The following is an 18666-nucleotide window of genomic DNA, read 5'->3' as shown; positions in this document are numbered from 1 at the left end:
GCATGGCGGGCTTGATGCAAATCTCATGCAAACACCGGCATATGTCAAACACGCGACTTCTTCCCAAGATTCGACGTTTGGGAATCGCATGTTGCATGGCACTTTCCCTACGTAAGTTGTTTCAGTCGGAAGGTTCGATATTTCCTTCACTTGTTTTCAGAAAGCCCTTTGAAGGTGGCGTCGTGGTTATGGGCGCTTTGCCCGCCGCGGTGTCACCTTATTATTAAGCTCGCTCTTCGGTGCCGCAGATTCCCGTCGGCAGCCGGGTGGTTTTTCGCCACTTTACCGGAGGGTCTCGATGTACCGGTCTGACAATTTGGTACAGGTGTTTGGTTGTGTTCAGGGCCGTCGTGGCCCTTGGGTCCGGACGCAGGCTCCCCGTCGGTGTCCGGACTCAGTAACCCCCCGTGCAACCTGCTGCGCCACAGGGCAATCCAGCTTTTTCGACTCAGCCTGTTCCCACAACGCTATTGACGGTCAGTCGGCCCGCAGCGAGGCTATGGTGAAGCGAACGAAGCAGGATGTTTCCGCCGGTTTCCGAATGTCGCGGCGCGCCAGTAGATAGGGGAAATACGTGCCAAACCGGCCTGACATCGACAAGACGCGGATGTCGCGCCGCAGCTTCCTGTATACCGCCACCGGCACCGTTGGCCTTAGCATCCTCGGCCTGCCGGGCGCTTCTGGCCACCTCGCAAGCCCTGCGCCGCAGCCCAGCCCCCTGCCGGGGGTCGCGACGCAGCGCATAGAAGGGCTCGCCAAGGTCACCGGGCAAAAGATCTTTGCCCGCGACTTTCGTGCCAGAGACATGGACGGCTGGCCCGACCGGGAATGGCACGCCATGTATCTGCGTGCCCGCACCACACGGCAGGCGTTTCTGGGCGTCGATCTGGCGCCCCTGCCGCCCGAGGCGCAGCCGACGCGACTGGTGCTGGGCAGCGATCTCGACCCGGCGTTTTTCGACGCCCCGCTGCTGTTCCGGCGCGATCTGCACGTCGATGCGCGGCTGACAGCGCATCAGGCCAAGGCCGGCGGCAGTTTCAACCAGCCTGACGGTCTGAATTTCGATCTGCTGGTGATGCCCGGCACGACGCCGAATTTCCTTGGGCAGGCGGTGGCCTTGCTGCTGTTCGACAGCCTTGCGGCCTATCGCGCCGCGCGCCGGTTTCTGGCAGGCGATGATGGCACCGTGCAGCGCTACGGGCCCGGCGATGGCCCGCAAGGCACGCCCGCACCCGGCGCGCCATTCCAGAGCCCGACGCTCTACGTCAAGGATGCGCAGTTCGACTACGCCAGCACCGACCCCGACAGCTACGAGCGCGAAGCGCCGCAGGTGCAGCGCCGCATTCGCGCCGCGCTGGATGCCGCCACCGGCCTGCTCCGCCAGCCGATCCGCACCCGGATGCGCGCCATGGACCCGATGTTCATGGAACCCGAATCCGGGCTGGCCTGGATCGACCCGGCCAGCAACGCCTTGCAACTGGTGCTGGGCACCCAGTCGCCCGACGGCGATCTGCACAATATCGCCGCGATGTTCGCCAGCAAAGGCTCTCCGGTGCCAAGGCTCGACGAGGTGACGCTGCACAGCTGCTATCCCGGTGGCGGTTTTGGCGGGCGCGACAGCTCGCCGTTTTCGCTGATGCTGGCGCTGGCGGTGGCCTTTGCCGATGGCAACCCGGTTCGGCTTGCCTATGACCGGTTCGAACAGTTCCGCGTCGGGCTCAAGCGTCACGCCGCCAGCGTCGAGGGCACGCTTTACGCCCACCCCGACATGACACTGGAAGCGATCCGGCTGGACATGGTGTTCGACGGCGGCGGGCGGCGCAACCTGTCGCCCTATGTCGCCTCGCTGGGCGCGCTTTGTGCCGGGGGCAGCTACCGCCTGCCCGTCGCCGACATCAACGCGCAGGCGCTGCACAGCGAAAACGTCTCGGGCGGCTCGCAGCGCGGCTTTGGCGGCCCGCAGGCCTATTTCGCCATCGAAACCGCGCTGGACGATCTGGCCGCCGCGCAGGGCTGGGACCCGGTGGCGCTGCGCCGCGCCAACCTCATCGAATTGGGCGACACCACGGTCACCGGCGGGCCGATCGAACAATCGCTGAGCCTGCCCGAGATGCTGGACATCGCCGAGGCCCATCCGCTCTGGCGCGAGCGCGCCGCGATCAAGGCCGCGCATACGGCGCAGGGGCGCAGCTATGGCACCGGGCTGGCGATGTCGATGCAGGCCTATGGCACCTCGGGCGATGGCATGGTGGCGGCGGTGCATCTGGCGCGCGACGGCAGCTTGCGGGTGGTGTCTGATGCCATCGACATGGGCAATGGCTCGGCCACCACGCTGGGGGTAGTGATCGGGCCGATCCTTGGCGCCAACGCCTCCGAGGTAGCCATGGGCGGCTACAGCCTGTTCGGGCAGACCGGGCTGAGCGATGATGGCGCCAATCCCGCGGGCTGGGACGATCCGATGTGGACGCAAAAGGGCACCGGGTCATCCTCGGCCTGTCTCACGGCGCTGCATCAGGTGGGCACGCTGCAGCAGACGGCGCAGGCGCTGCTGCGCGGTTCGGTTCTGGTGGCCGCCGCCGATCTTTGGGGCGCGCCTGCGGGCGATGCGCAGTGGCAGGGTGGCCGCCTGAGCGCGCCGGGGCGCAGGCCGCTGCCGCTGGCCGAGCTGGCGGCGCGGGTGCACGAGCTGGGCCTGCCGACCGGCGCGCTCGGGCATGGCTATTTCCAGAACACATGGGTCGAGGCCGATTACGACACGCCCGGCGGCACAGTGCGGCTGCAGCTCGACGGGCTGGCCTATTATCACGGTGACAGCGCCACGCCGATCCCGCGCCGGAACGGGCGCTATCCCGCGCCCGAAACCGCCCGCTATGCGCGCTATGTCTGGGCGCCCTGCATCAACGTGGTAGGGCTGAGCGTCGATCACGGCACCGGCGCGGTGCAGATCGAAAACGTGCTGAGCGTGCTCAACGCCGGGCATATCCACGTGCCGCAGCTGGTGTCCGGGCAAAGCCAGGGCGGCGTGGCCATGGCCATCGGCTATACCCTCCTTGAAGATATGCCCCCCGGCATGGTCGGCCCGGCGGATGGCACGTGGAACCTTCACCGCTACCACGTGGCGCGCGCCAGCGACGTGCCGCTGGGCGGGCGCTATGCACCCGGCGGCCGGGCGCAAGAGCTGATCACGCTTGATCCGCCGCCGGGCAGCGCGCGCACCGGGCGGGGCATCGCCGAAGCGGTGATGTGCTCGGTGCCGTCGGCGATCTCCAACGCGCTGAGGGATGCGACAGGGGTGCGCTTTGCGTCGCTGCCGATCACGCCCGACAAGATCCTTGCGGGGTTGACGCCATGACCATCCGCTTGCACGTCAACGGCACGCTGCACGAGCTGCCCGATGCCCGCGGCACCGAGACGCTGCTGGATTTCCTGCATGAGGATCTGAACCTGACCGGCACCAAACTGTGCTGCGGCATCGGCGTGTGCCGGGCTTGCACGGTGCAGGTGGTCAAGCCGCCAAGCCCCGCGCTGACGCCAGTCATCAGCTGCTCGACCGCGCTGGCAACGCTGAACGGTGCGCAGGTCTCGACCATCGAATCCGTGGCGCGGGATGGCGTGCCAGACCCGGTGCAGCAGGCGTTCCTTGACCATTTCGCCTTTCAATGCGGCTATTGCGCCCCCGGCTTCGTGATGGCGGCGCGAATCTTTCTGCACGGGCTGGAAGCGCAGCCCATCCCGCCGGAGCAGATCGAAGACGCCATGCGCGCCGCCATCGGCACGCATATCTGCCGCTGCACCGGCTATGTGCGCTATTTCGAAGCCTTGCGCGCGCTTGCCATCGCGGCCAACGGCCAAGGGGCACCGCAGCGATGAAACATATCCTGAGCGCGATCATCGCCTTTGCGCTGGGGCTGGCCACGGTGCTGACCCTCGGCAATGAACAGACACCATCGGCAGTGTACGGGCAGGCCTGCAGCGCCGCCATCGGACCGATCCCCAGCTTTCATTGCGCCGAAGGCGTCGCCGTGCCGATTACCGTGAACGGGGTCGAGATCACCGACCACGCGCCGCCAAGCTGCGACCGCCCTTCCTTGCTTGACAATGGTTACGGACCGGATGGGCAATGCGTGCCCTTCTCGCGCATCCTCAACCTGTCGACCAAGACGGCGCAGGTGTCAGTGATGTGCCGCCAGAAGGTATTTCGCGGCGCGGCCTCCACCGATTACGACGAGATCGATGTCATCGCCCACAACCCCTCCACCGGGGACACCTGCTGGTTTCAGGCCAAGGGCGAGGGTGCTCCGGTCAGCGGCACCGCGGTGCCCTCGCCGACCGAAGCAAGCAGCGCCGCGTTCTGGGCCGCGCCGGAAACCGTGCTCGCCGATGGCTGCGGCACCTGCCACGACAATGATCCGTTCATGTATTCGCCCTTTGTCGGGCAAGTCTGGGACCACGTGCCGACCAATCCGCTGGGGCCTTATACCCATGTCGACGCGGGGCTTGGCTTTGCGCGTTGGCCGACACATCAGATGTCGCCGCGCGACAACACCTGCCTTGGATGTCACCGCATCGGCACCGGCGCGCTGACAGCGATGGATGGCGCCGCGCCGATGGACGATTTCGGCGGCAAGCCCGGAAGCTGCGGGCACCTCGCGGCATGGATGACCGGCGCGCCCTTTCCCGGTGCCAACGCGGCGGCGCGCTCATGGCCGCTCAGCCATGCCATGCCGCCCGACATCGGCCTGAGCGAAGCAGCGTGGCGCGAGATCTACGGCGAGGCAATTGCGCAGGTTCAGACTTGCTGTGCCGAGCCGTCGCAGGCACAGTGCGTGGTAAGCAAGATACTGTCATACCAGAAGGTTCCCGCCAGTCCATGAAGAATTCCGTGGCCTTTCCGCATTTGCAGAAAGCCAAGATGCTCACCGATCTGTCGCAGGACGACAAGGCAGATTTTCTCAACCGGTGTACCGCCCGCACCTACGAGTCCCCCGAGATCCTGTTGCATCAGGGCGCGCAATCTCCGGGGATCTTCCTTGTGGCGCATGGCCGGATCGATGTTCTGATGACCGGCCCACAAGGCGAGCAGACCTTGCTCGCCCATCTTGGCACCGGCGATACCGCCGGCGAGATCGAATGCATCTCGGGCGAGACCTGCATCGCGACGTGCCGGGCGCAGGCGCTGGCCACGGTGCTGTTCTGCCCGACTGAGGTGGTGTTCGAATTCCTGCGCGCGCCGCTGTTCATCCGCAACGTCGCCTCGGTGTTTCGCAGCCGCATGGCCGCCGACAACGCGGTCAAGGCGCTTGATCAGCACGGCTCGCTCGACCAGCGGCTGTTCCTGCGGCTGCGCACCCTGTGCGACGGCCGCGACCGGGTGCGGGCCAATCAGGCCCATCTGGCGGCCATTCTCGGCTGTTCGCGCCAGAGCGTGAACAAGGCGTTGGGCCGCCTGCGCGCCGACGGCATCATCGATGTGGCCAAGGGCGAGGTGCGTATCCTCAAGCCTGATTCGCTGCACGACACCCTCGCCGATCTGTCCGGCGACTGAGCCGGGCACGGATCACCCGGCGGGGCGGCTGCGCAGGCTGTGCAGCAGCGCCTCGGCCTCCTGAATCAAAACCTCCGACAGGACAGAGGCGATGCGCGGCAGGCTGTGGCGCGCGTTGATCGCAAGCGAGATGGTCTGCGCGGCGGTGTTGCTGCCCGCCACCGGGATCGCGCGCATCTGCCCCGACAGCAGCTCTGGCGCCGCATCCATTTCCGAGGTCAGCGCCACATGCGCGCCCCCGATCACCAGTTGCTTGAGCAGTTGCAGCGAATTGGTCACCACCGGCGGCGGGCCGTCCTCGAACATCCACGAATGGCGCGCCTCGAGCATCCGGCGGATCGCCAGCGCCCGGCTTTGCACCGCGATGGGATAGGCGCGCACCTGCGCCAAGGTCACGCTGGGCTGCTGCGCCAGCGGATGCCCCGGCGCGAGCACGCAATACAACGGCAGCGCCGCGCTCCACAGCACATGGATGTCGCGGCTCGGGCGCAGGTTGAAACACAGCGCCAGATCGCACTGGCCGCTGTCCAGCAGTTCGGCCGCGCCGTCCGGGGTCGCGATCTCGACATCGACGCGCACCCTCGGGTACTCCCGCGCCACCGCCTTGAGAAAGCGCGGCACCAGCCCGTTGACCAGACTGTCCATCGCCACCAGCCGGACATGGCCGAAATCCACCCCCTGCATCTGCCGGATGTCCGACAGCAAGCGGGTTTCGTCTTCTTGCCAGCGCCGGGCGAGCAGAACGAACATTTCCCCGGCAGAGGTCAGCGTCATCCCGGTGGTCTGTCGGTCGAACAATTGCGTGCCAAGCCGGTCTTCGATCAGCTTGATCTGCCGGTCGATGGCCGAGGCGGAAATCCGGATCGCCCGCGCGGCGGACTGAATCGCGCCATGTTCGGCCACCGCTTCGATATACAGCAACGATTTAGGAACCAGATACAGCGACATGGCACTCCCCGTGGCCGCCGTGGCGGCCCATTCTAATTTGTAGAACGAATGATTGCCTCTTATATCATGGATTGCAACGACAACCGCCCGCTATGGTCAAGCCAGACATCACGACCAAGCCTATGGAATGTTTATGACACACCCTCTCGACACCCTGAACCACGCGCATCGCGACGACGCACTTGCGTTGCTTGCGCCGCTGGTCGAACGCTCTGCATGGGTCGCGCAGGACAGTCTGGGCGCGCGGCCTTTCGCCGACGACGCGGCAGTGGCGCAGGCGCTGGTCGAAACCATCCTGCTGTCGGGAGCCGAGCGCCGCCTTGCCATGTTCCGCGTTCACCCCGAGCTGGCCGGGCACGAAGCGCTGGCCGGCGACATGACCCCCGCATCAACCGGCGAGCAGGCCCGCCTCGGCCTGATGTCGCTGGACCGGCGCGATGCGCAGCGCCTGACCCGGCTGAATGCCGCCTATGGCGCCCGCTTTGGTCACCCGTTCATCATCGCGCTGCACCGGGTGCCCGATCTGCCCACGCTGTTCGACCTGTTCGAGCGCCGCGTGACTGCCTCGCCTATCGAAGAACACGTCTCAACCCTCGCCGAGATTGCCTCGGTGATCCGCGCCCGCGCCGCAGCGGCGTTTGCGCCCCTCCCCCACCACCGCCCCCAGGAGCACGCCCAATGAGCTTTGCACGCCCCCTTCTTACCGCCTCGGTCATCGCCCTGACCGCCAGTGTCGCCCATGCTGAAAAGATCCGCGTCGCGGGCAATTTCGCCACCGAACATTCCTCGTCGCTTGCCATGGTCAAGTTCGAGGAAGAACTCGAGCGCCTCTCCGGCGGTGAGATCGAGGTCGATATCTTCCCCGCCCAGCAGCTTGGCGGCGCGGCCGAGAACGTTCAGGCCGTCAAGGTCGGCGCGATCGAACTGATGTGGGTCGGCACCGCCTACCTGACCCGCACCGTGCCCGAGCTTGAGATCATCGGCCTGCCCTTCCAGTTCCCCGACCGCGAGACGGCGTTCGAGATCGTCGACGGCCCGGTCGGCGCGGCGCTTGACGAAAAGATGGCCGAGGCCGGCATGACCTCGCTGGGCTACATGGAGCTGGGCTTTCGCCAGCTGACCAACAACGCCCGCGCCATCGAGACGGTCGGGGATATCGAAGGCCTCAAGATCCGCCTTCAGCCCAATGAAACCCATCTTGCCACATTCCGCGCCCTTGGGGCCAACCCGGTGGCGATGGATGTCAAAGAGCTGTATTCCGCGCTGGAACAGGGCGTGATCGACGGGCAGGAAAACCCGTTTGCGATCATCAACGTGGCCGGGTACGCCGAGGTGCAGAAATACGTCTCGAACACCGGGCATTTCTTTGATTTCATCTCGGTGGTCGGCAACAAAAAATGGGCCGACGGGCTGGATGACGACACCCGCGCGATGGTCTCCGAGGCCATGAATACCGCCATCGCCTATCAGCGCGAGCTTGCCGCCGAGCAGGACGCCGCCGGCCTGGCGATCCTTGAGGAAAAGGGCATGACCTATACGCCGGTCTCGCCCGCGCTGGCCGCCGAGCTGCGCGCAAAGACCGCTGGCGTTGCCGCCGACACCAAGGCCCGTCTCGACCCGGAGCTGGTGCAGCTTCTGGACACCGAGACCGCCAAAAGCGGCATGTAGCATGAGCGCAGATCGCATTCTGACCGCGATCCTCACGCGCGCCGACACCGGCGCGCGTGTTGCCGTCATGGCCGGGGCAGCAACGATGGTCGCCGTAGTGTCGGCGCAGGTGGTGATGCGCTACGTCTTCAACGGCTCCTTCGACTGGGCCGACGAGGTCAGCCGCATCGCCTTTGTCTGGACCATGTTTCTGGCCATTCCGCTGGGCATCCGCGACGGCACCCATGTCGGCATCGACCTTGTGGTCAAACTCTTGCCCGCGCCGCAGCGCCGCATGCTGGCCCGCATCATGAGCGCCCTTGCGGCGGCGATGATGCTGGTGGTGCTCGTCACGTCGGTCTGGGTTGCGCTGTCCACATGGTCCGAACGGCTGGGATCGATCGACATGACCTCATCGGTGTTCTTCTTTCCGGTGATCCTTGGCGCGCTTCACGGGGCGCTGCACCTTGCCCATCTCACCCTCGTTCCGGCGGAGATCAAACCATGAGCCTGTTCGTCATTGTCAGCTTTCTGGTGCTGGCCTTTCTGGGCATGCCGCTGGCCTTTGCGCTGGGGGTGGCGGCGGTCGCGGGGCTGTGGATGGCCGGGATCGACCTGCTGATGCTACCACCCCGGCTGATGAACGCGGTGAATTCCTTTCCGCTGATGTCGATTCCCCTGTTCATGATCGCCGGAGAGTTGATGCTCAAGGGCGGCATCATGGAGCGTCTGGTCGATTTCGCCAACGCCTTCATCGGGCGGATGCGCGGCGGGCTGGCGCAGGTGGCCATCGTGTCGGGGGCCGGGTTGGCATCGGTGTCGGGGGCGGCGGTCGCTGATGCCTCGGCGCTGTCCTCGACACTGGTGCCATCGCTGCGCAAGCAATACGGGCTGGGGTTTTCAACCGGCGTGGTGGCGGCGGCGGCCAACCTCGGGCCGATCATCCCGCCATCGGGGGCGATGATCGTCTATGCTTTCATGGCGGGATCGTCGGTCAGCGTTGGCGGCATGTTCATGTCGGGCGTGGTGCCGGGGCTGATCTTGTTCGCGACCTTCATGGTGCTGTGCTGGCTGATCGCGTGGAAACGCAACTACCCGCTGGCGGGCGCGCCGTTTTCGCTGGCCCATGTGGCGCGGGAAGTGCGCCGCAGCATCATCGTGTTCCTGATGCCGGTGGTGGTGATCGGCGGCATCGTGGCCGGTGCGTTCACCCCCACCGAAGGCGCCGCCATCGGGGTGTGTTACGCGCTGTTCCTCGGCTTTTTCGTGACGCGCAAGCTGCGCATCGCCGATCTGCCCGAGGTGCTGCTGACCGCCGCCAAGACCTCGGCGCTGGTGGCGGCGATGATCGCCTTTGCCTCGACGGTGACCTTCCTGTTCACCATCGACATGCTGCCATTCAAGCTGGCGGCGCTGCTTCAGGGTGTGACGGACAGCCCGTTCGTGTTCCTCTGCCTCGTGGCCCTGATGCTGCTGGTGGTCGGCATGTTTCTGGAATCCAACGCCGCCTACATCATGCTGGTGCCGCTGTTCCATCCCATCGCGATCACCTACGGCATCGATCCGCTGCACTTTGGCTTTCTGTTCGTGCTGAACCTCGTCATCGGAATGCTGACGCCCCCGGTCGGCGTGGTGCTGTTCGTGGTGACCGGCATCACCGGGGTAAAGATGGGAGAGCTGGTGCGGGAAAGCTGGCCCTTCATCGCCGCCATGTACGCGGTGCTGCTGCTGTGCATGCTGGTCCCCGGCGTGGTGACATGGCTGCCGGACCGGATGGGGTATTGATGCGGCCTGCGCTGCCGCCAAGGGATGCCGGGCACTGACCTGCCCGGCATCAGATCCGCCAGACCCTCCGGCACAGCGCGTCGATGCCAGCGTGAAGCGCCAGCGTCAGCACCGCCAGAACGATGAGCGCGGCGAACATCAGGTCTATCTTGGCGCGCCCGTTGGCGAGCAGCATCAGGTAGCCCAGCCCCTGCGACGCCCCGACCCATTCGCCGATGATCGCTCCGATCGGCGCATAGACCGCCGCCAGCCGCAGCCCCGAGCCAAAGCCCGGCAGCGCCGCCGGAACCCGGATGCGCCAAAGCGTGCGCAGCGGCGAGGCGCCCATCACCCGCGCCAGTTCCAGCCAGCCCGGCGGTGTGCGGATCAGCGCGTCGAAGAAGGCCGAGGTCACGGGGAAATAGATGATCAGCAGCGCCATGGCGATCTTTGACACCATGCCATAGCCCAGCCACAGCGTCAGGATCGGCGCTAGCGCGAACACCGGGATTGCCTGACTGAACACCAGCATCGGGCGCAGCACCGCCCGCGCCGCCGCCGATCCGGCCAGAACGATTGCGGTGACAAATCCCGCCGCGGCGCCAAGGCCAAGGCCGATCAGCACTTCGGCCAGCGTGACCAGCGCATGATGGGCAATCAGCGCCCGGCTGTGCCACAGCGTCGAGAACACCAGCAGCGGGCCGGGCAGGATGAACCGTGGCAGATCGCCCAGCTGAACCAGCGCCTGCCAGATAAGGCACCCCAGCACGATCAGCGCCGCAATGCGCAAGACCCGGCTCATGCAGGCATCATCAGCAGGCGCTGCAAATGGCCCTGAAACGCCAGCGTTTCGCGGGCATCATGTGGCCGTGGCACCGGGGCGGCGGGGGGCGCGATGCTGCGCATGCCCTGCTCCGTCATCAGCAATACCTGCTCGCCAAGCCGCGCCGCCTCGAGCGTGTCATGGGTGACATGCAGCACGGTGCGCCCGGCCAAAAGCGCCGCCGCAAGATCCTGCATCTGCGCCCGCGCGCGGGCGTCTAGCGCCGAAAACGGCTCGTCCAAAAGCACCACCGGGCGGTCTTCCATCAGCGTGCGGGCCAGCGCCACGCGCTGGCGCTGACCGCCCGACAGCGCATCGGGGCGCTTGGTCGCGTGCGCGGCCAGCCCGACGCGGCGCAACAGCTCTGCCGCGCGCATCTTGTCGGCAGGCACGCCGCGCAGCCGCGCACCAAGCGTGACATTGCCAACAAGATCGAGCCATGGCAGCAGCAGATCGCCCTGCGCCATCAGCGCGACCCGCCCCGTCAGTGGTTGCCCGTCATCGGCGCCAAGCCTGCCGTCAAACACCACGCCCTCGCCCAGCCCCGCCAGCAAGCGCAGGATGCTCGATTTGCCCACCCCCGAGGGGCCAAGCAGACAGGTCCATGCCCCCGCCGGCGCATCAAGCGTTACCGGCCCAAACAGCCTTGCTGCGCCGATATGCGCGTTGCCCGACAGGTGCAGGCCGGTGATGCTCATGGCGCGCCCGGATCAATCGCAAGGCGCGACACCGGGCGGGTGCCCTCGACCAGCCCCGCCTCTGCCAGAAACGCCTCGAACCGCGTATAGCGTCCGGCGTCCAGCGCCTCGGGGCGCAGCGCAAAGCGCGGCACGGTGTCGGCCCAGGCAAGTTCGTTCAGCTGGTCCTGAAGTTCTGCCGAAGTGCCGGCAAAGATCTCCCAGCCCTGCTGCGGGTGGTTGACGATATACTGCGTTGCCTTTTCGGTCGCGGCCAGAAATCGGCGGATCATGTCCTTGTCCATGTGCTCCGGGTTGGCGACGTAGATCAATTCGTCATAGGTCGGCACGCCCTCTTCCTCGGGGTAGAAACAGCGCCCGGCGATCCCTTCGATCTGCATCTGGTTCAGCTCGAAATTGCGGAAGGCCCCGATGACCGCATCGACCTGCCCCGACATCAGCGCCGGCGACAGCGACCAGTTCACGTTGACCAGCTCAACATCGTCCAGCGTCAGCCCCCCCTTCCCCAGCATCGCCGAAAGCAGCGCCTCTTCGACGCCGGCCACCGAAAAGCCGATCTTGCGGTCCCTGAGGTCGGACAGGGCGTCGACCGGGCCATCCTCGAGCACCAGCAGGCAGTTCAGCGGCGTGGCCACCAACGTGCCGACGCGGATCAGCGGCATGCCCTCGGCAACTTGCAGGTGCAGCTGCGGCTGGTAGGAAATCGCAAGATCGGCCTGCCCGGCGGCCACCATCTTGGGCGGGTCGGACGGATCGGCGGGGGCGATCACCTCGACCTCCAGCCCCTGTTCGGCGAAATAGCCGTTTTCCTGCGCGATGATGATCGGGCCATGGTCGGGGTTCACGAACCAGTCGAGCATGACGGTCATGTGGTCCTGCGCGGCGGCGGGCGTGGCAAGCAGCGCCAGCGCCGCAAGCGCCGGTTTCAGTTGGTTGATCATGCGGGGTCTCCATCGGATGTGCCAAGGGCAACAAGGGTGATGTCTCCGTCCCAGATGCGGGACAGGCGGTCGGCGGCCTGCCAAGCGCGCAGGCCAGAGCGGCAGCACAGCACGGCGCGCTGGCCGGGGGCCGGCACCGGGCCATTCGGGCCCAATGCCTCTACCGTCAGGCGCCGGGCAAAAGGGCGCAGCAGCGGCGCCTCGTCTTTGGCGCGCAGGTCGATCAGGAAATCCGCCGGGGTGATCTGCGCGGGCGCGATGAAGCGCGGGCCATGCGCTGGCTCGGGCGCACCGGCAAAGCCAAAGCCGCCAAAGCGCAGGCCAAGCGCTTCGAACGTCACCAGTTGCCCCAGCGGCGAGGGCACCAGCCCGGCGATCACCGCCAGCGCCATCTGCGCCTGTAGCGTGCCGATGACGCCGACAGCCGGGCCAAGCACCCCGTCTTCGGCGCAAGATCCGCCGCGCTGTGGCAAATCGGGAAACACCGCCCGCAAGCTGGGCGCGCCGCCGCAAAAGCCGCCGACATGTCCGGCGGTGCCCACCACCGAGGCGCTGATCAGCGGCAGGCCAAGATCGCGGCAGGTGTCCGACAGGATGTAGCTGACCGCAAAGCTGTCGGCGCAATCCAGCACCACCGTCATGCCCGCGCAAAGCGCCACCGCGTTCTGCGGCCCCAGCGCGCCGACAATCGGCTCGGCGGCGCAATCGGGGTTGAGCGCACTCACCGCCTCTGCGGCGACCTCGGCCTTGGGCTGGCCTATGTCCGCCTCGCGGAACAGGGTCTGGCGGTGCAGGTTGCTTTGCTCGACGCGATCGGGATCGATCAGCCGCAGTTGCCCGGCCCCTGCCCCGGCAAGATATTGCAATACCGGCGCGGCAAGCCCGCCTGCGCCGACCACCAGCACCCGTGCGGCGCACAGCCGCGCCTGCCCCTGTGGCCCCAGTTCGGGCACCGCGATCTGGCGCGCATAGCGGCTCATCGCGTCACCTCGAGCCATTGTCCGATGCGTGCCTCGGGATCGTCGCACAGCGTGATGTCGGTTACCGCCGAGACGATATCGGCCCCCGCGGCAAACGCCCCCGGCGCGCGCGCCACGCTCATGCCGCCGATGGCGACAAGCGGCACCGCGCCGACAAGGCGCTTCCATTCGGTCAGACGGTCCAGCCCCTGCTGCTGCCATTTCATCTGCTTGAGGATCGTCGGATAGACCGGGCCGAGCGCCACGTAATCCGGGGCCAAGGCAAGCGCCCGGTCAAGTTCGCTGTGGTCATGGGTGCTGATCCCCAGCCGCAGCCCCGCCCGGCGGATCGCCGAAAGATCGGCGGTGTCGAGATCTTCCTGCCCAAGATGTAGCCAGTCGCAACCCGCCTCGATCGCCGCGCGCCAGTGATCGTTGACCACCAGCACCGCGCCATGCTGTCGGCACAGCGCCTGCGCCTTGCTCACCAGCGGCAAAAGCGCGGCCTCGCTTTGATCCTTGACGCGCAGCTGCACCAGCTTGACCCCAAGCGGCAGTGCCCGTTCCAGCCACTCGAGGCTGTCGAAGATCGGATAGAACCTGTCCAGCGTCATGACAGGAACGCCTTGCCGATCAGCGGAGTCGACGGTGCGGCCATGTCGCGCGGCTCCATCGGGTCGGCCTCATGGGCCAGCCGTCCGGCCTGCACCGCGCGGGCAAAGGCATCGGCCATGCCCGCCGGGTCGCCCGCACGCGCCACGGCGGTGTTGAGCAAGACAGCGTCAAAGCCCATCTCCATCGCCATCGCCGCCTGACTGGGCAGGCCCAGCCCCGCATCGACCACCATCGGCACATCGGGAAACTGTGCGCGCAGGCAGCGCAACCCGTAGATATTGGTCAGCCCAAGCCCAGAGCCGATGGGCGCGCCCCATGGCATCAGCACCTCGCATCCCGCGTTCAGCAGCCGGTCGGCAAGCACCAGATCCTCGGTGGTGTAGGGGAACACCTTGAAGCCGTCGTCGCACAGGATGCGCGCCGCTTCGAGCAGCGCAAAGGGATCGGGCTGCAAGGTGTCGGCATGGCCGATGACCTCCAGCTTGATCCACGGCGTGTCGAACAGCTCGCGCGCCATATGCGCCGTGGTCACCGCCTCGCGCGCCGAATGGCAGCCCGCCGTATTGGGCAGCAAGGCCACGCCCAGATCGCCCACCAGATCCCAGAACGCCGCGCCAGCCCGCTCGCCCCCCGCCTCGCGGCGCACCGAGACCGTGGCGATGCCCGCGCCAGAGCGCCGGAACGCCTCGGCCAGCACGCTGGGCGAGGGGTATTGCGCCGTGCCCAGCATCAGGCGCGAGGCGATGTCGGTTCCGTAAAGCTGCATGCTCAGCCTCCCTGCCGGGGGGTGACGATCTCGATCCGGTCGCCCTCGGACAGCGTGGTGCTGGCGCGGGACGCCGCCGGAACGAAGGTCTCGTTCAGCGCGGTGGCGAGCTTTGCCTCGCCATAGCCAAGCTCGTCGAGCGCAGCGGCAAGCGTGGTCGATGCCAGCGTGGTGGCGGTGCCGTTAATCATGACTTTCATCCATGAACTCCGTTTTCTGACCGTCCAGCGCGGCCGCCACCGCCATCCGCGCCAAGGCGGGGGCAAGCAGAAAGCCGTGACGAAACAGCCCGTTGAGATAAAAGCTTTGCCCCCGCCGGCGCAGGCGGGGAAGGTTTCCGGGAAAGGCGGGGCGCGCATCGGCGCCGATTTCGACCAGCTCGGCCTCGCCAAAGGCCGGGTGCAGCGCATAGGCCGCCGACAACAGTTCGAGCACCGAGCGCACGCTGCGCCGGTGACGCTCGTCGCTTTCGATCTGCGTGGCGCCCAGCATAAAGATCCCGTCGGCGCGCGGCACCACATACAGCGGATAGCGCGGGTGCAGCAGGCGCACCGGGCGGGAAAGCGCGATGTCGGCGCTGCGCAGGATCACCATCTCGCCTTTGACGCCGCGCAGGTCCGGCAGCGCATCGCGCGCGCTCAGCCCGCGGCAATCAAAGGTCAACCCCTCGGGCGTGGCCTCTCGCGGCTCAAAGCGCACGCCAGCGCGCTCCAGCCGGGCGCGCAGGGTCTGCAGCGCCGCGCGCGGGTCCAAATGCGCCTCGCTGGACATGTGCAGGGCGCGGCCAAAGCGCCCTGCAAGATCAGGCTCGAGCGCCGCAATCCCGGCGTCATCCAGCGCCACATGCCCGCTGGTGCGGCGGGCAAAACGGTCAAGCTCGCGCCGGTCGCGCCCGAGGGTCAGCACCAGCGTGCCCTTGCGGGTGACCGCGGCGCCCTGCCCTTCCCACCAGTCGGCGGATAGCTGACCGAGCCGCACCACCGGTTCTTCGGCGGTTTCGCCTTCGCAGAACGGCGCCAGCATGCCGCCCGCCCACCACGAACAGCCATGCGGGCCGGGATCGGGCTGCGGATCGCAGAGCGTCACCTCGCAGCCCCGCGCCAGCAGTTCGCTCGCTGTGCAAAGCCCGGCCACGCCGCCGCCGATCACCATGGCGCGGGTCATCGCCGCGCTCCGGCGCAGGGCGCGCTGCCCGATCCGGCAGCGGCAATGCAAGCTGGTTGTGGCCTCATCTGTGGTCCTCCATCGGCGCGGGCGGTCGGCGCGGAAAGGAGGAGGGGGGCGCAGGGGCAATATCGCCGGGGTCTGCGCTCTCTCCGTTCCCTACGCCGGTATTGCCCGGATCAGGTTCGATGGGTTGGCACATGCCTCTCAGCCCCTGACGGGGCACCCCAACGGATTTCGCAAAGGCTAGCCGCTTCGCGCGCGGCCTACAAGGGCCGTCGCGGGGGATCGCATCTGGATTGATGAACAAGCCTCTGGCGAACAGCGCCAAGACGGGTCAGCGGATGACAGCCGCCCGCCCCGCCGGAGACAGCGCCTCGATCAGATCAGAGCGCATCCCCGCCATCGCATCGGCCAGCAGGCTCCCCGTCGTCGGCCCCAGCGTGAAGCCCTGATGCCCATGGCCGAAGTTGAGCCACAGCCCAGCATGGCGCGGCGCCTTTCCGACAAGCGGCAGCATGTCCGGCAGGCAGGGGCGATGCCCGTACCACGGCTGATCCTCGACCACGCGGCCAAGGTCGATCTCACGGCGCATCACCCGCTCGCCAAAGATCAGCTGCGCGCGATCGACCGGATCGGTCTGCCCCACCAGCGCCGCGCCGGTGGCCATGCGCAGACCTTGGGTCATCGGCGACAGCACGAGCCCGTGTTCGGAATCGACACAGGGGCGCTGAAGCGGCGCCGAGCCGGTGAAATGCTGGTGATAGCCGCGCTTCCACACCATGTTGACGCGATAGCCGAACGGTTTCAGAACTTCGGGCGACCACGGGCCAAGGCAGATCACAGCATGTTCGCCGCTCAGCGGCCCAGCCTCGCTCTGCACTGTCCAGCCGCTGCCCTGCTGCGTCAGGCTTGCTGCGTCACCGCGCGCCAGCCTGCCGCCCCGAGCCACGAAGAGATCGGCATAGGCCCCGGTCAGCCGGCCGGGGCTGGCGCAGGTCCAGCTGCCGGTCCAGTGCAGCGCCCCGGCATAGCGGGTTTGAAACGATGGCTCTTCGCGAGCAAAAGCCGCGCCGTCGAGCGCGCGGAACGGCACGCCGAATTCCGCCTCCATGCGGTGGGCGTATTGCGCCTGCGCGTCAAAGGCGGCGGCGCTGCGGTAGAATTCGAAAAAACCGGCCTGCCGGATCAGGTTGCCCTGCCCGGCCGCGTCGATCAGCGGGCCATGATCATCGACAGAGCGGCGCGTCAGCTGCGCATAGATCCGCGACGCGCTGGCATGGCGCTGCGGCGTCGAATTGGCCCAGTAAGACAGCAAGCCCGCCGCCATCCGCAGCACCGGCAGTGGCGACAGGCGCAGCTGATTGCTGCGCCCCGACAGGAATTTCAGCAATGTCGCGGCATCGCGGGGAAAAGCATAGGGCTCCGCCGCTTCGGACTGGATGATCCCGGCGTTGCCATAGCTGGTTTCCTCGCCCGGCGCGCGCCGGTCGATCAGGGTGACCGCATGACCGCGCGCCTGCAACGCAAGCGCGCTGCCAACGCCGACCATGCCCGCCCCCAGCACCATGACCTCTGACATTTGCGTCCCTTTGCCGTCGCGCCGTGTTTGGCTCAGATGACCGCGATGACCGTGATCTCGAGCTTTGCCTCGATCACCAGCTCTGCGATGACCGTGGTGCGCACCGGGCGCGGCTCGGGGAAATAGCTGGCGTAAACCGTGTTGAAGGCGGCGAAATCCGCCTTGTCGGTCAGATGGCAGGTGGCCGAGACCACATCCGTCAGCGCCAGTCCTTCGCCCTTGAGCGTCTCGCGGATGCGCGACAGGCAGTTGTGGGTCTGCGCCTCGATGCCCTCGGGCATGCCGCCGGTCTCGTCAAAGCCAAGCTCGCCGGACAGATAAACGGTATTGCCGACGCGGCGGACCTTGGAAAGCGGGATATCGGACATGTGTCACCTCTGGTGTGTTCTATTCTTCATGGCGTCGCTGCCATGGCTGCAAGCCATTGAGCAGTGAACAACAAACGTCAACCGCCGGGGACGCTCGCCCGCCATTGCGCCATGACGATGGGTCGCCGTGCCTCGAGCGCAGGCAGCAGCCCGTCGATCAGCGCGTCAAAGCCGCTGTGAAAGGGAACCTCGGTGCCATTGGACCAGCGCGCGCCAAAAGGTACGGTTCTTCATCTGCGGCATCGCCCGCACGCATTCGGGAAACTGCTCGGGCGGCAGTGCATCCAGCGCGCTGTCGAACGCCGGCCCCCAATTGGTCGAGCCGGGGCGGCCATGCGGCGCAAGTTCCATGGTGATAAAGCCGAAGACGCCGCCGATCAGCATATTCATCGCCTCGATCAGCAGCGGGCCGTCATAGCCCGCGCGGCGCAGCGCCCCAAGGATGATCTAGACCATCCCCATATGCGAGGGGCCATTGGCCAGCAGGTTCGCGCCGATCTGCGCGAGGTCAGAAGCCGCTGCAGGCTTTCTCCGGCGCGGGGGATCGAACCCTGCGTGCCGCACGCCGCGGAAGCAGGCAGGCTGTGACGGCGATATCTTGCGGTTAAACCCGCAAAACATCACCGACAGGTCGAGCTTTGCGCAGATGAACGCCGCCTCCGAGAGGGGACGTACCCTGCTGGTGGGGGCGCGCGCGGTGAATTTGTATGGGGTGCTCGATGCGACGGTGCGGCGAAACGTGCCAGAGGCCGGGGTGCTGCGTTCGAAGGGCGCGCGCGGAGCGGGCAGGATTGCGGGAGCGGACAGAATGATATACAATTGCTAAAGTATATCCAAACGAGGCCG

21 protein-coding genes and 1 riboswitch are annotated in these 18666 nt (G+C 66.8%); of the genes, 8 read left to right on the top strand and 13 right to left on the bottom strand.

Annotation, left to right across the window (positions count from 1 at the left end; genetic code table 11):
• Positions 1-574: 574 nt before the first annotated feature.
• Genes KO516_RS03820 through KO516_RS03805 form a run of 4 tightly spaced genes read left to right on the top strand, consistent with a single transcriptional unit; the run spans position 575 to position 5545 of the window.
• Positions 575-3352 carry a molybdopterin cofactor-binding domain-containing protein gene (locus KO516_RS03820; RefSeq protein ID WP_216002488.1) on the top strand — a complete coding sequence of 926 codons (2778 nt, stop codon included), beginning with the start codon at positions 575-577 and terminating at the stop codon, positions 3350-3352.
• Complete coding sequence (locus tag KO516_RS03815; RefSeq protein ID WP_216002487.1) at positions 3349-3870, top strand: (2Fe-2S)-binding protein; 522 nt, start codon at positions 3349-3351, stop codon at positions 3868-3870. Before KO516_RS03820 ends, KO516_RS03815 begins: the two co-directional genes overlap by 4 nt.
• Positions 3867-4874, top strand: coding sequence for a hypothetical protein (locus KO516_RS03810; RefSeq protein ID WP_216002486.1), 1008 nt, complete (start codon positions 3867-3869; stop codon positions 4872-4874). Before KO516_RS03815 ends, KO516_RS03810 begins: the two co-directional genes overlap by 4 nt.
• Positions 4871-5545: a Crp/Fnr family transcriptional regulator gene (locus KO516_RS03805; RefSeq protein WP_216002485.1), complete on the top strand. Its 675-nt coding sequence runs from the start codon at positions 4871-4873 to the stop codon at positions 5543-5545. Before KO516_RS03810 ends, KO516_RS03805 begins: the two co-directional genes overlap by 4 nt.
• Before the next feature lie 12 nt (positions 5546-5557).
• Here KO516_RS03805 and KO516_RS03800 read toward each other — a convergent pair whose 3' ends face one another.
• On the bottom strand, positions 5558-6493 hold the full coding sequence (locus KO516_RS03800; protein WP_216002484.1) for a LysR family transcriptional regulator: 936 nt from the start codon (positions 6491-6493) through the stop codon (positions 5558-5560).
• A 133-nt stretch (positions 6494-6626) separates the two neighbouring features.
• Between KO516_RS03800 and uraD the strand changes: the two genes are divergently transcribed.
• Genes uraD through KO516_RS03780 form a run of 4 tightly spaced genes read left to right on the top strand, consistent with a single transcriptional unit; the run spans position 6627 to position 9925 of the window.
• Positions 6627-7175 carry a 2-oxo-4-hydroxy-4-carboxy-5-ureidoimidazoline decarboxylase gene (uraD, locus tag KO516_RS03795; protein ID WP_216002483.1) on the top strand — a complete coding sequence of 183 codons (549 nt, stop codon included), beginning with the start codon at positions 6627-6629 and terminating at the stop codon, positions 7173-7175.
• Complete coding sequence (locus tag KO516_RS03790; protein ID WP_216002482.1) at positions 7172-8161, top strand: TRAP transporter substrate-binding protein; 990 nt, start codon at positions 7172-7174, stop codon at positions 8159-8161. Before uraD ends, KO516_RS03790 begins: the two co-directional genes overlap by 4 nt.
• 1 nt (position 8162) lies before the next feature.
• A complete protein-coding gene (locus KO516_RS03785) occupies positions 8163-8648 on the top strand; it encodes a TRAP transporter small permease (protein WP_216002481.1) in 486 nt (161 codons plus the stop codon).
• Positions 8645-9925, top strand: a complete 1281-nt coding sequence (locus KO516_RS03780) for a TRAP transporter large permease (RefSeq protein WP_216002480.1) — start codon at positions 8645-8647, stop codon at positions 9923-9925. The genes KO516_RS03785 and KO516_RS03780 overlap by 4 nt, the downstream gene beginning before the upstream one ends.
• A 49-nt stretch (positions 9926-9974) precedes the next feature.
• On the opposite strand, the gene KO516_RS03775 is transcribed toward KO516_RS03780, so the two are convergent.
• From KO516_RS03775 to KO516_RS03720, 12 genes are all read right to left on the bottom strand, one after another.
• The gene (locus KO516_RS03775; RefSeq protein WP_216002479.1) at positions 9975-10706 is read right to left on the bottom strand and encodes an ABC transporter permease; all 732 of its coding nucleotides are present in this window, start codon (positions 10704-10706) and stop codon (positions 9975-9977) included.
• Positions 10703-11425 carry an ABC transporter ATP-binding protein gene (locus KO516_RS03770; protein WP_216002478.1) on the bottom strand — a complete coding sequence of 241 codons (723 nt, stop codon included), beginning with the start codon at positions 11423-11425 and terminating at the stop codon, positions 10703-10705. The genes KO516_RS03775 and KO516_RS03770 overlap by 4 nt, the downstream gene beginning before the upstream one ends.
• Complete coding sequence (locus KO516_RS03765; RefSeq protein WP_371742024.1) at positions 11422-12366, bottom strand: ABC transporter substrate-binding protein; 945 nt, start codon at positions 12364-12366, stop codon at positions 11422-11424. The genes KO516_RS03770 and KO516_RS03765 overlap by 4 nt, the downstream gene beginning before the upstream one ends.
• A complete protein-coding gene (locus KO516_RS03760) occupies positions 12363-13346 on the bottom strand; it encodes a HesA/MoeB/ThiF family protein (RefSeq protein WP_216002477.1) in 984 nt (327 codons plus the stop codon). The genes KO516_RS03765 and KO516_RS03760 overlap by 4 nt, the downstream gene beginning before the upstream one ends.
• A complete protein-coding gene (locus KO516_RS03755; protein WP_216002476.1) occupies positions 13343-13939 on the bottom strand; it encodes a thiamine phosphate synthase in 597 nt (198 codons plus the stop codon). Before KO516_RS03755 ends, KO516_RS03760 begins: the two co-directional genes overlap by 4 nt.
• Positions 13936-14706 (bottom strand): thiazole synthase, encoded by a 771-nt coding sequence (locus KO516_RS03750; protein WP_216002475.1) that lies wholly within the window; start codon positions 14704-14706, stop codon positions 13936-13938. Before KO516_RS03750 ends, KO516_RS03755 begins: the two co-directional genes overlap by 4 nt.
• A 2-nt stretch (positions 14707-14708) precedes the next feature.
• Complete coding sequence (gene thiS, locus KO516_RS03745) at positions 14709-14906, bottom strand: sulfur carrier protein ThiS (RefSeq protein WP_216002474.1); 198 nt, start codon at positions 14904-14906, stop codon at positions 14709-14711.
• Entirely contained in the window at positions 14890-15870 is a 981-nt protein-coding gene (locus tag KO516_RS03740) for an FAD-dependent oxidoreductase (protein WP_216002473.1), read from the bottom strand. The genes thiS and KO516_RS03740 overlap by 17 nt, the downstream gene beginning before the upstream one ends.
• A 139-nt stretch (positions 15871-16009) precedes the next feature.
• Positions 16010-16110: riboswitch (TPP riboswitch) on the bottom strand.
• Between the two features lie 97 nt (positions 16111-16207).
• On the bottom strand, positions 16208-17452 hold the full coding sequence (locus KO516_RS03735) for an FAD-binding oxidoreductase (protein WP_216002472.1): 1245 nt from the start codon (positions 17450-17452) through the stop codon (positions 16208-16210).
• Positions 17453-17484: 32 nt separating this feature from the next.
• Positions 17485-17820 carry a RidA family protein gene (locus tag KO516_RS03730; RefSeq protein WP_216002471.1) on the bottom strand — a complete coding sequence of 112 codons (336 nt, stop codon included), beginning with the start codon at positions 17818-17820 and terminating at the stop codon, positions 17485-17487.
• 165 nt (positions 17821-17985) lie between these two features.
• Positions 17986-18204 (bottom strand): hypothetical protein, encoded by a 219-nt coding sequence (locus tag KO516_RS03725; RefSeq protein ID WP_216002470.1) that lies wholly within the window; start codon positions 18202-18204, stop codon positions 17986-17988.
• Positions 18205-18267: 63 nt separating this feature from the next.
• On the bottom strand, positions 18268-18639 hold the full coding sequence (locus KO516_RS03720; protein WP_216002469.1) for a hypothetical protein: 372 nt from the start codon (positions 18637-18639) through the stop codon (positions 18268-18270).
• Positions 18640-18666: the final 27 nt, after the last annotated feature.

This window comes from Citreicella sp. C3M06, from assembly GCF_018860705.1.
Taxonomy (GTDB): domain Bacteria; phylum Pseudomonadota; class Alphaproteobacteria; order Rhodobacterales; family Rhodobacteraceae; genus Salipiger.
Note: the sequence above shows the minus strand (reverse complement) of the source record. Positions and strands in the feature narration are given on the sequence as shown.

What these genes read in the sequence shown, in the direction of transcription:
- KO516_RS03815 (WP_216002487.1), top strand. Translation starts at nt 3,349, where the DNA reads ATGACCATCCGCTTGCACGTCAACGGCACGCTGCACGAGCTGCCCGAT.
- KO516_RS03810 (WP_216002486.1), top strand. Translation starts at nt 3,867, where the DNA reads ATGAAACATATCCTGAGCGCGATCATCGCCTTTGCGCTGGGGCTGGCC.
- KO516_RS03805 (WP_216002485.1), top strand. Translation starts at nt 4,871, where the DNA reads ATGAAGAATTCCGTGGCCTTTCCGCATTTGCAGAAAGCCAAGATGCTC.
- KO516_RS03800 (WP_216002484.1), bottom strand. Translation starts at nt 6,493, where the DNA reads ATGTCGCTGTATCTGGTTCCTAAATCGTTGCTGTATATCGAAGCGGTG.
- uraD (WP_216002483.1), top strand. Translation starts at nt 6,627, where the DNA reads ATGACACACCCTCTCGACACCCTGAACCACGCGCATCGCGACGACGCA.
- KO516_RS03790 (WP_216002482.1), top strand. Translation starts at nt 7,172, where the DNA reads ATGAGCTTTGCACGCCCCCTTCTTACCGCCTCGGTCATCGCCCTGACC.
- KO516_RS03785 (WP_216002481.1), top strand. Translation starts at nt 8,163, where the DNA reads ATGAGCGCAGATCGCATTCTGACCGCGATCCTCACGCGCGCCGACACC.
- KO516_RS03780 (WP_216002480.1), top strand. Translation starts at nt 8,645, where the DNA reads ATGAGCCTGTTCGTCATTGTCAGCTTTCTGGTGCTGGCCTTTCTGGGC.
- KO516_RS03775 (WP_216002479.1), bottom strand. Translation starts at nt 10,706, where the DNA reads ATGAGCCGGGTCTTGCGCATTGCGGCGCTGATCGTGCTGGGGTGCCTT.
- KO516_RS03770 (WP_216002478.1), bottom strand. Translation starts at nt 11,425, where the DNA reads ATGAGCATCACCGGCCTGCACCTGTCGGGCAACGCGCATATCGGCGCA.
- KO516_RS03765 (WP_371742024.1), bottom strand. Translation starts at nt 12,366, where the DNA reads ATGATCAACCAACTGAAACCGGCGCTTGCGGCGCTGGCGCTGCTTGCC.
- KO516_RS03760 (WP_216002477.1), bottom strand. Translation starts at nt 13,346, where the DNA reads ATGAGCCGCTATGCGCGCCAGATCGCGGTGCCCGAACTGGGGCCACAG.
- KO516_RS03755 (WP_216002476.1), bottom strand. Translation starts at nt 13,939, where the DNA reads ATGACGCTGGACAGGTTCTATCCGATCTTCGACAGCCTCGAGTGGCTG.
- KO516_RS03750 (WP_216002475.1), bottom strand. Translation starts at nt 14,706, where the DNA reads ATGCAGCTTTACGGAACCGACATCGCCTCGCGCCTGATGCTGGGCACG.
- thiS (WP_216002474.1), bottom strand. Translation starts at nt 14,906, where the DNA reads ATGAAAGTCATGATTAACGGCACCGCCACCACGCTGGCATCGACCACG.
- KO516_RS03740 (WP_216002473.1), bottom strand. Translation starts at nt 15,870, where the DNA reads ATGACCCGCGCCATGGTGATCGGCGGCGGCGTGGCCGGGCTTTGCACA.
- KO516_RS03735 (WP_216002472.1), bottom strand. Translation starts at nt 17,452, where the DNA reads ATGTCAGAGGTCATGGTGCTGGGGGCGGGCATGGTCGGCGTTGGCAGC.
- KO516_RS03730 (WP_216002471.1), bottom strand. Translation starts at nt 17,820, where the DNA reads ATGTCCGATATCCCGCTTTCCAAGGTCCGCCGCGTCGGCAATACCGTT.
- KO516_RS03725 (WP_216002470.1), bottom strand. Translation starts at nt 18,204, where the DNA reads ATGCTGATCGGCGGCGTCTTCGGCTTTATCACCATGGAACTTGCGCCG.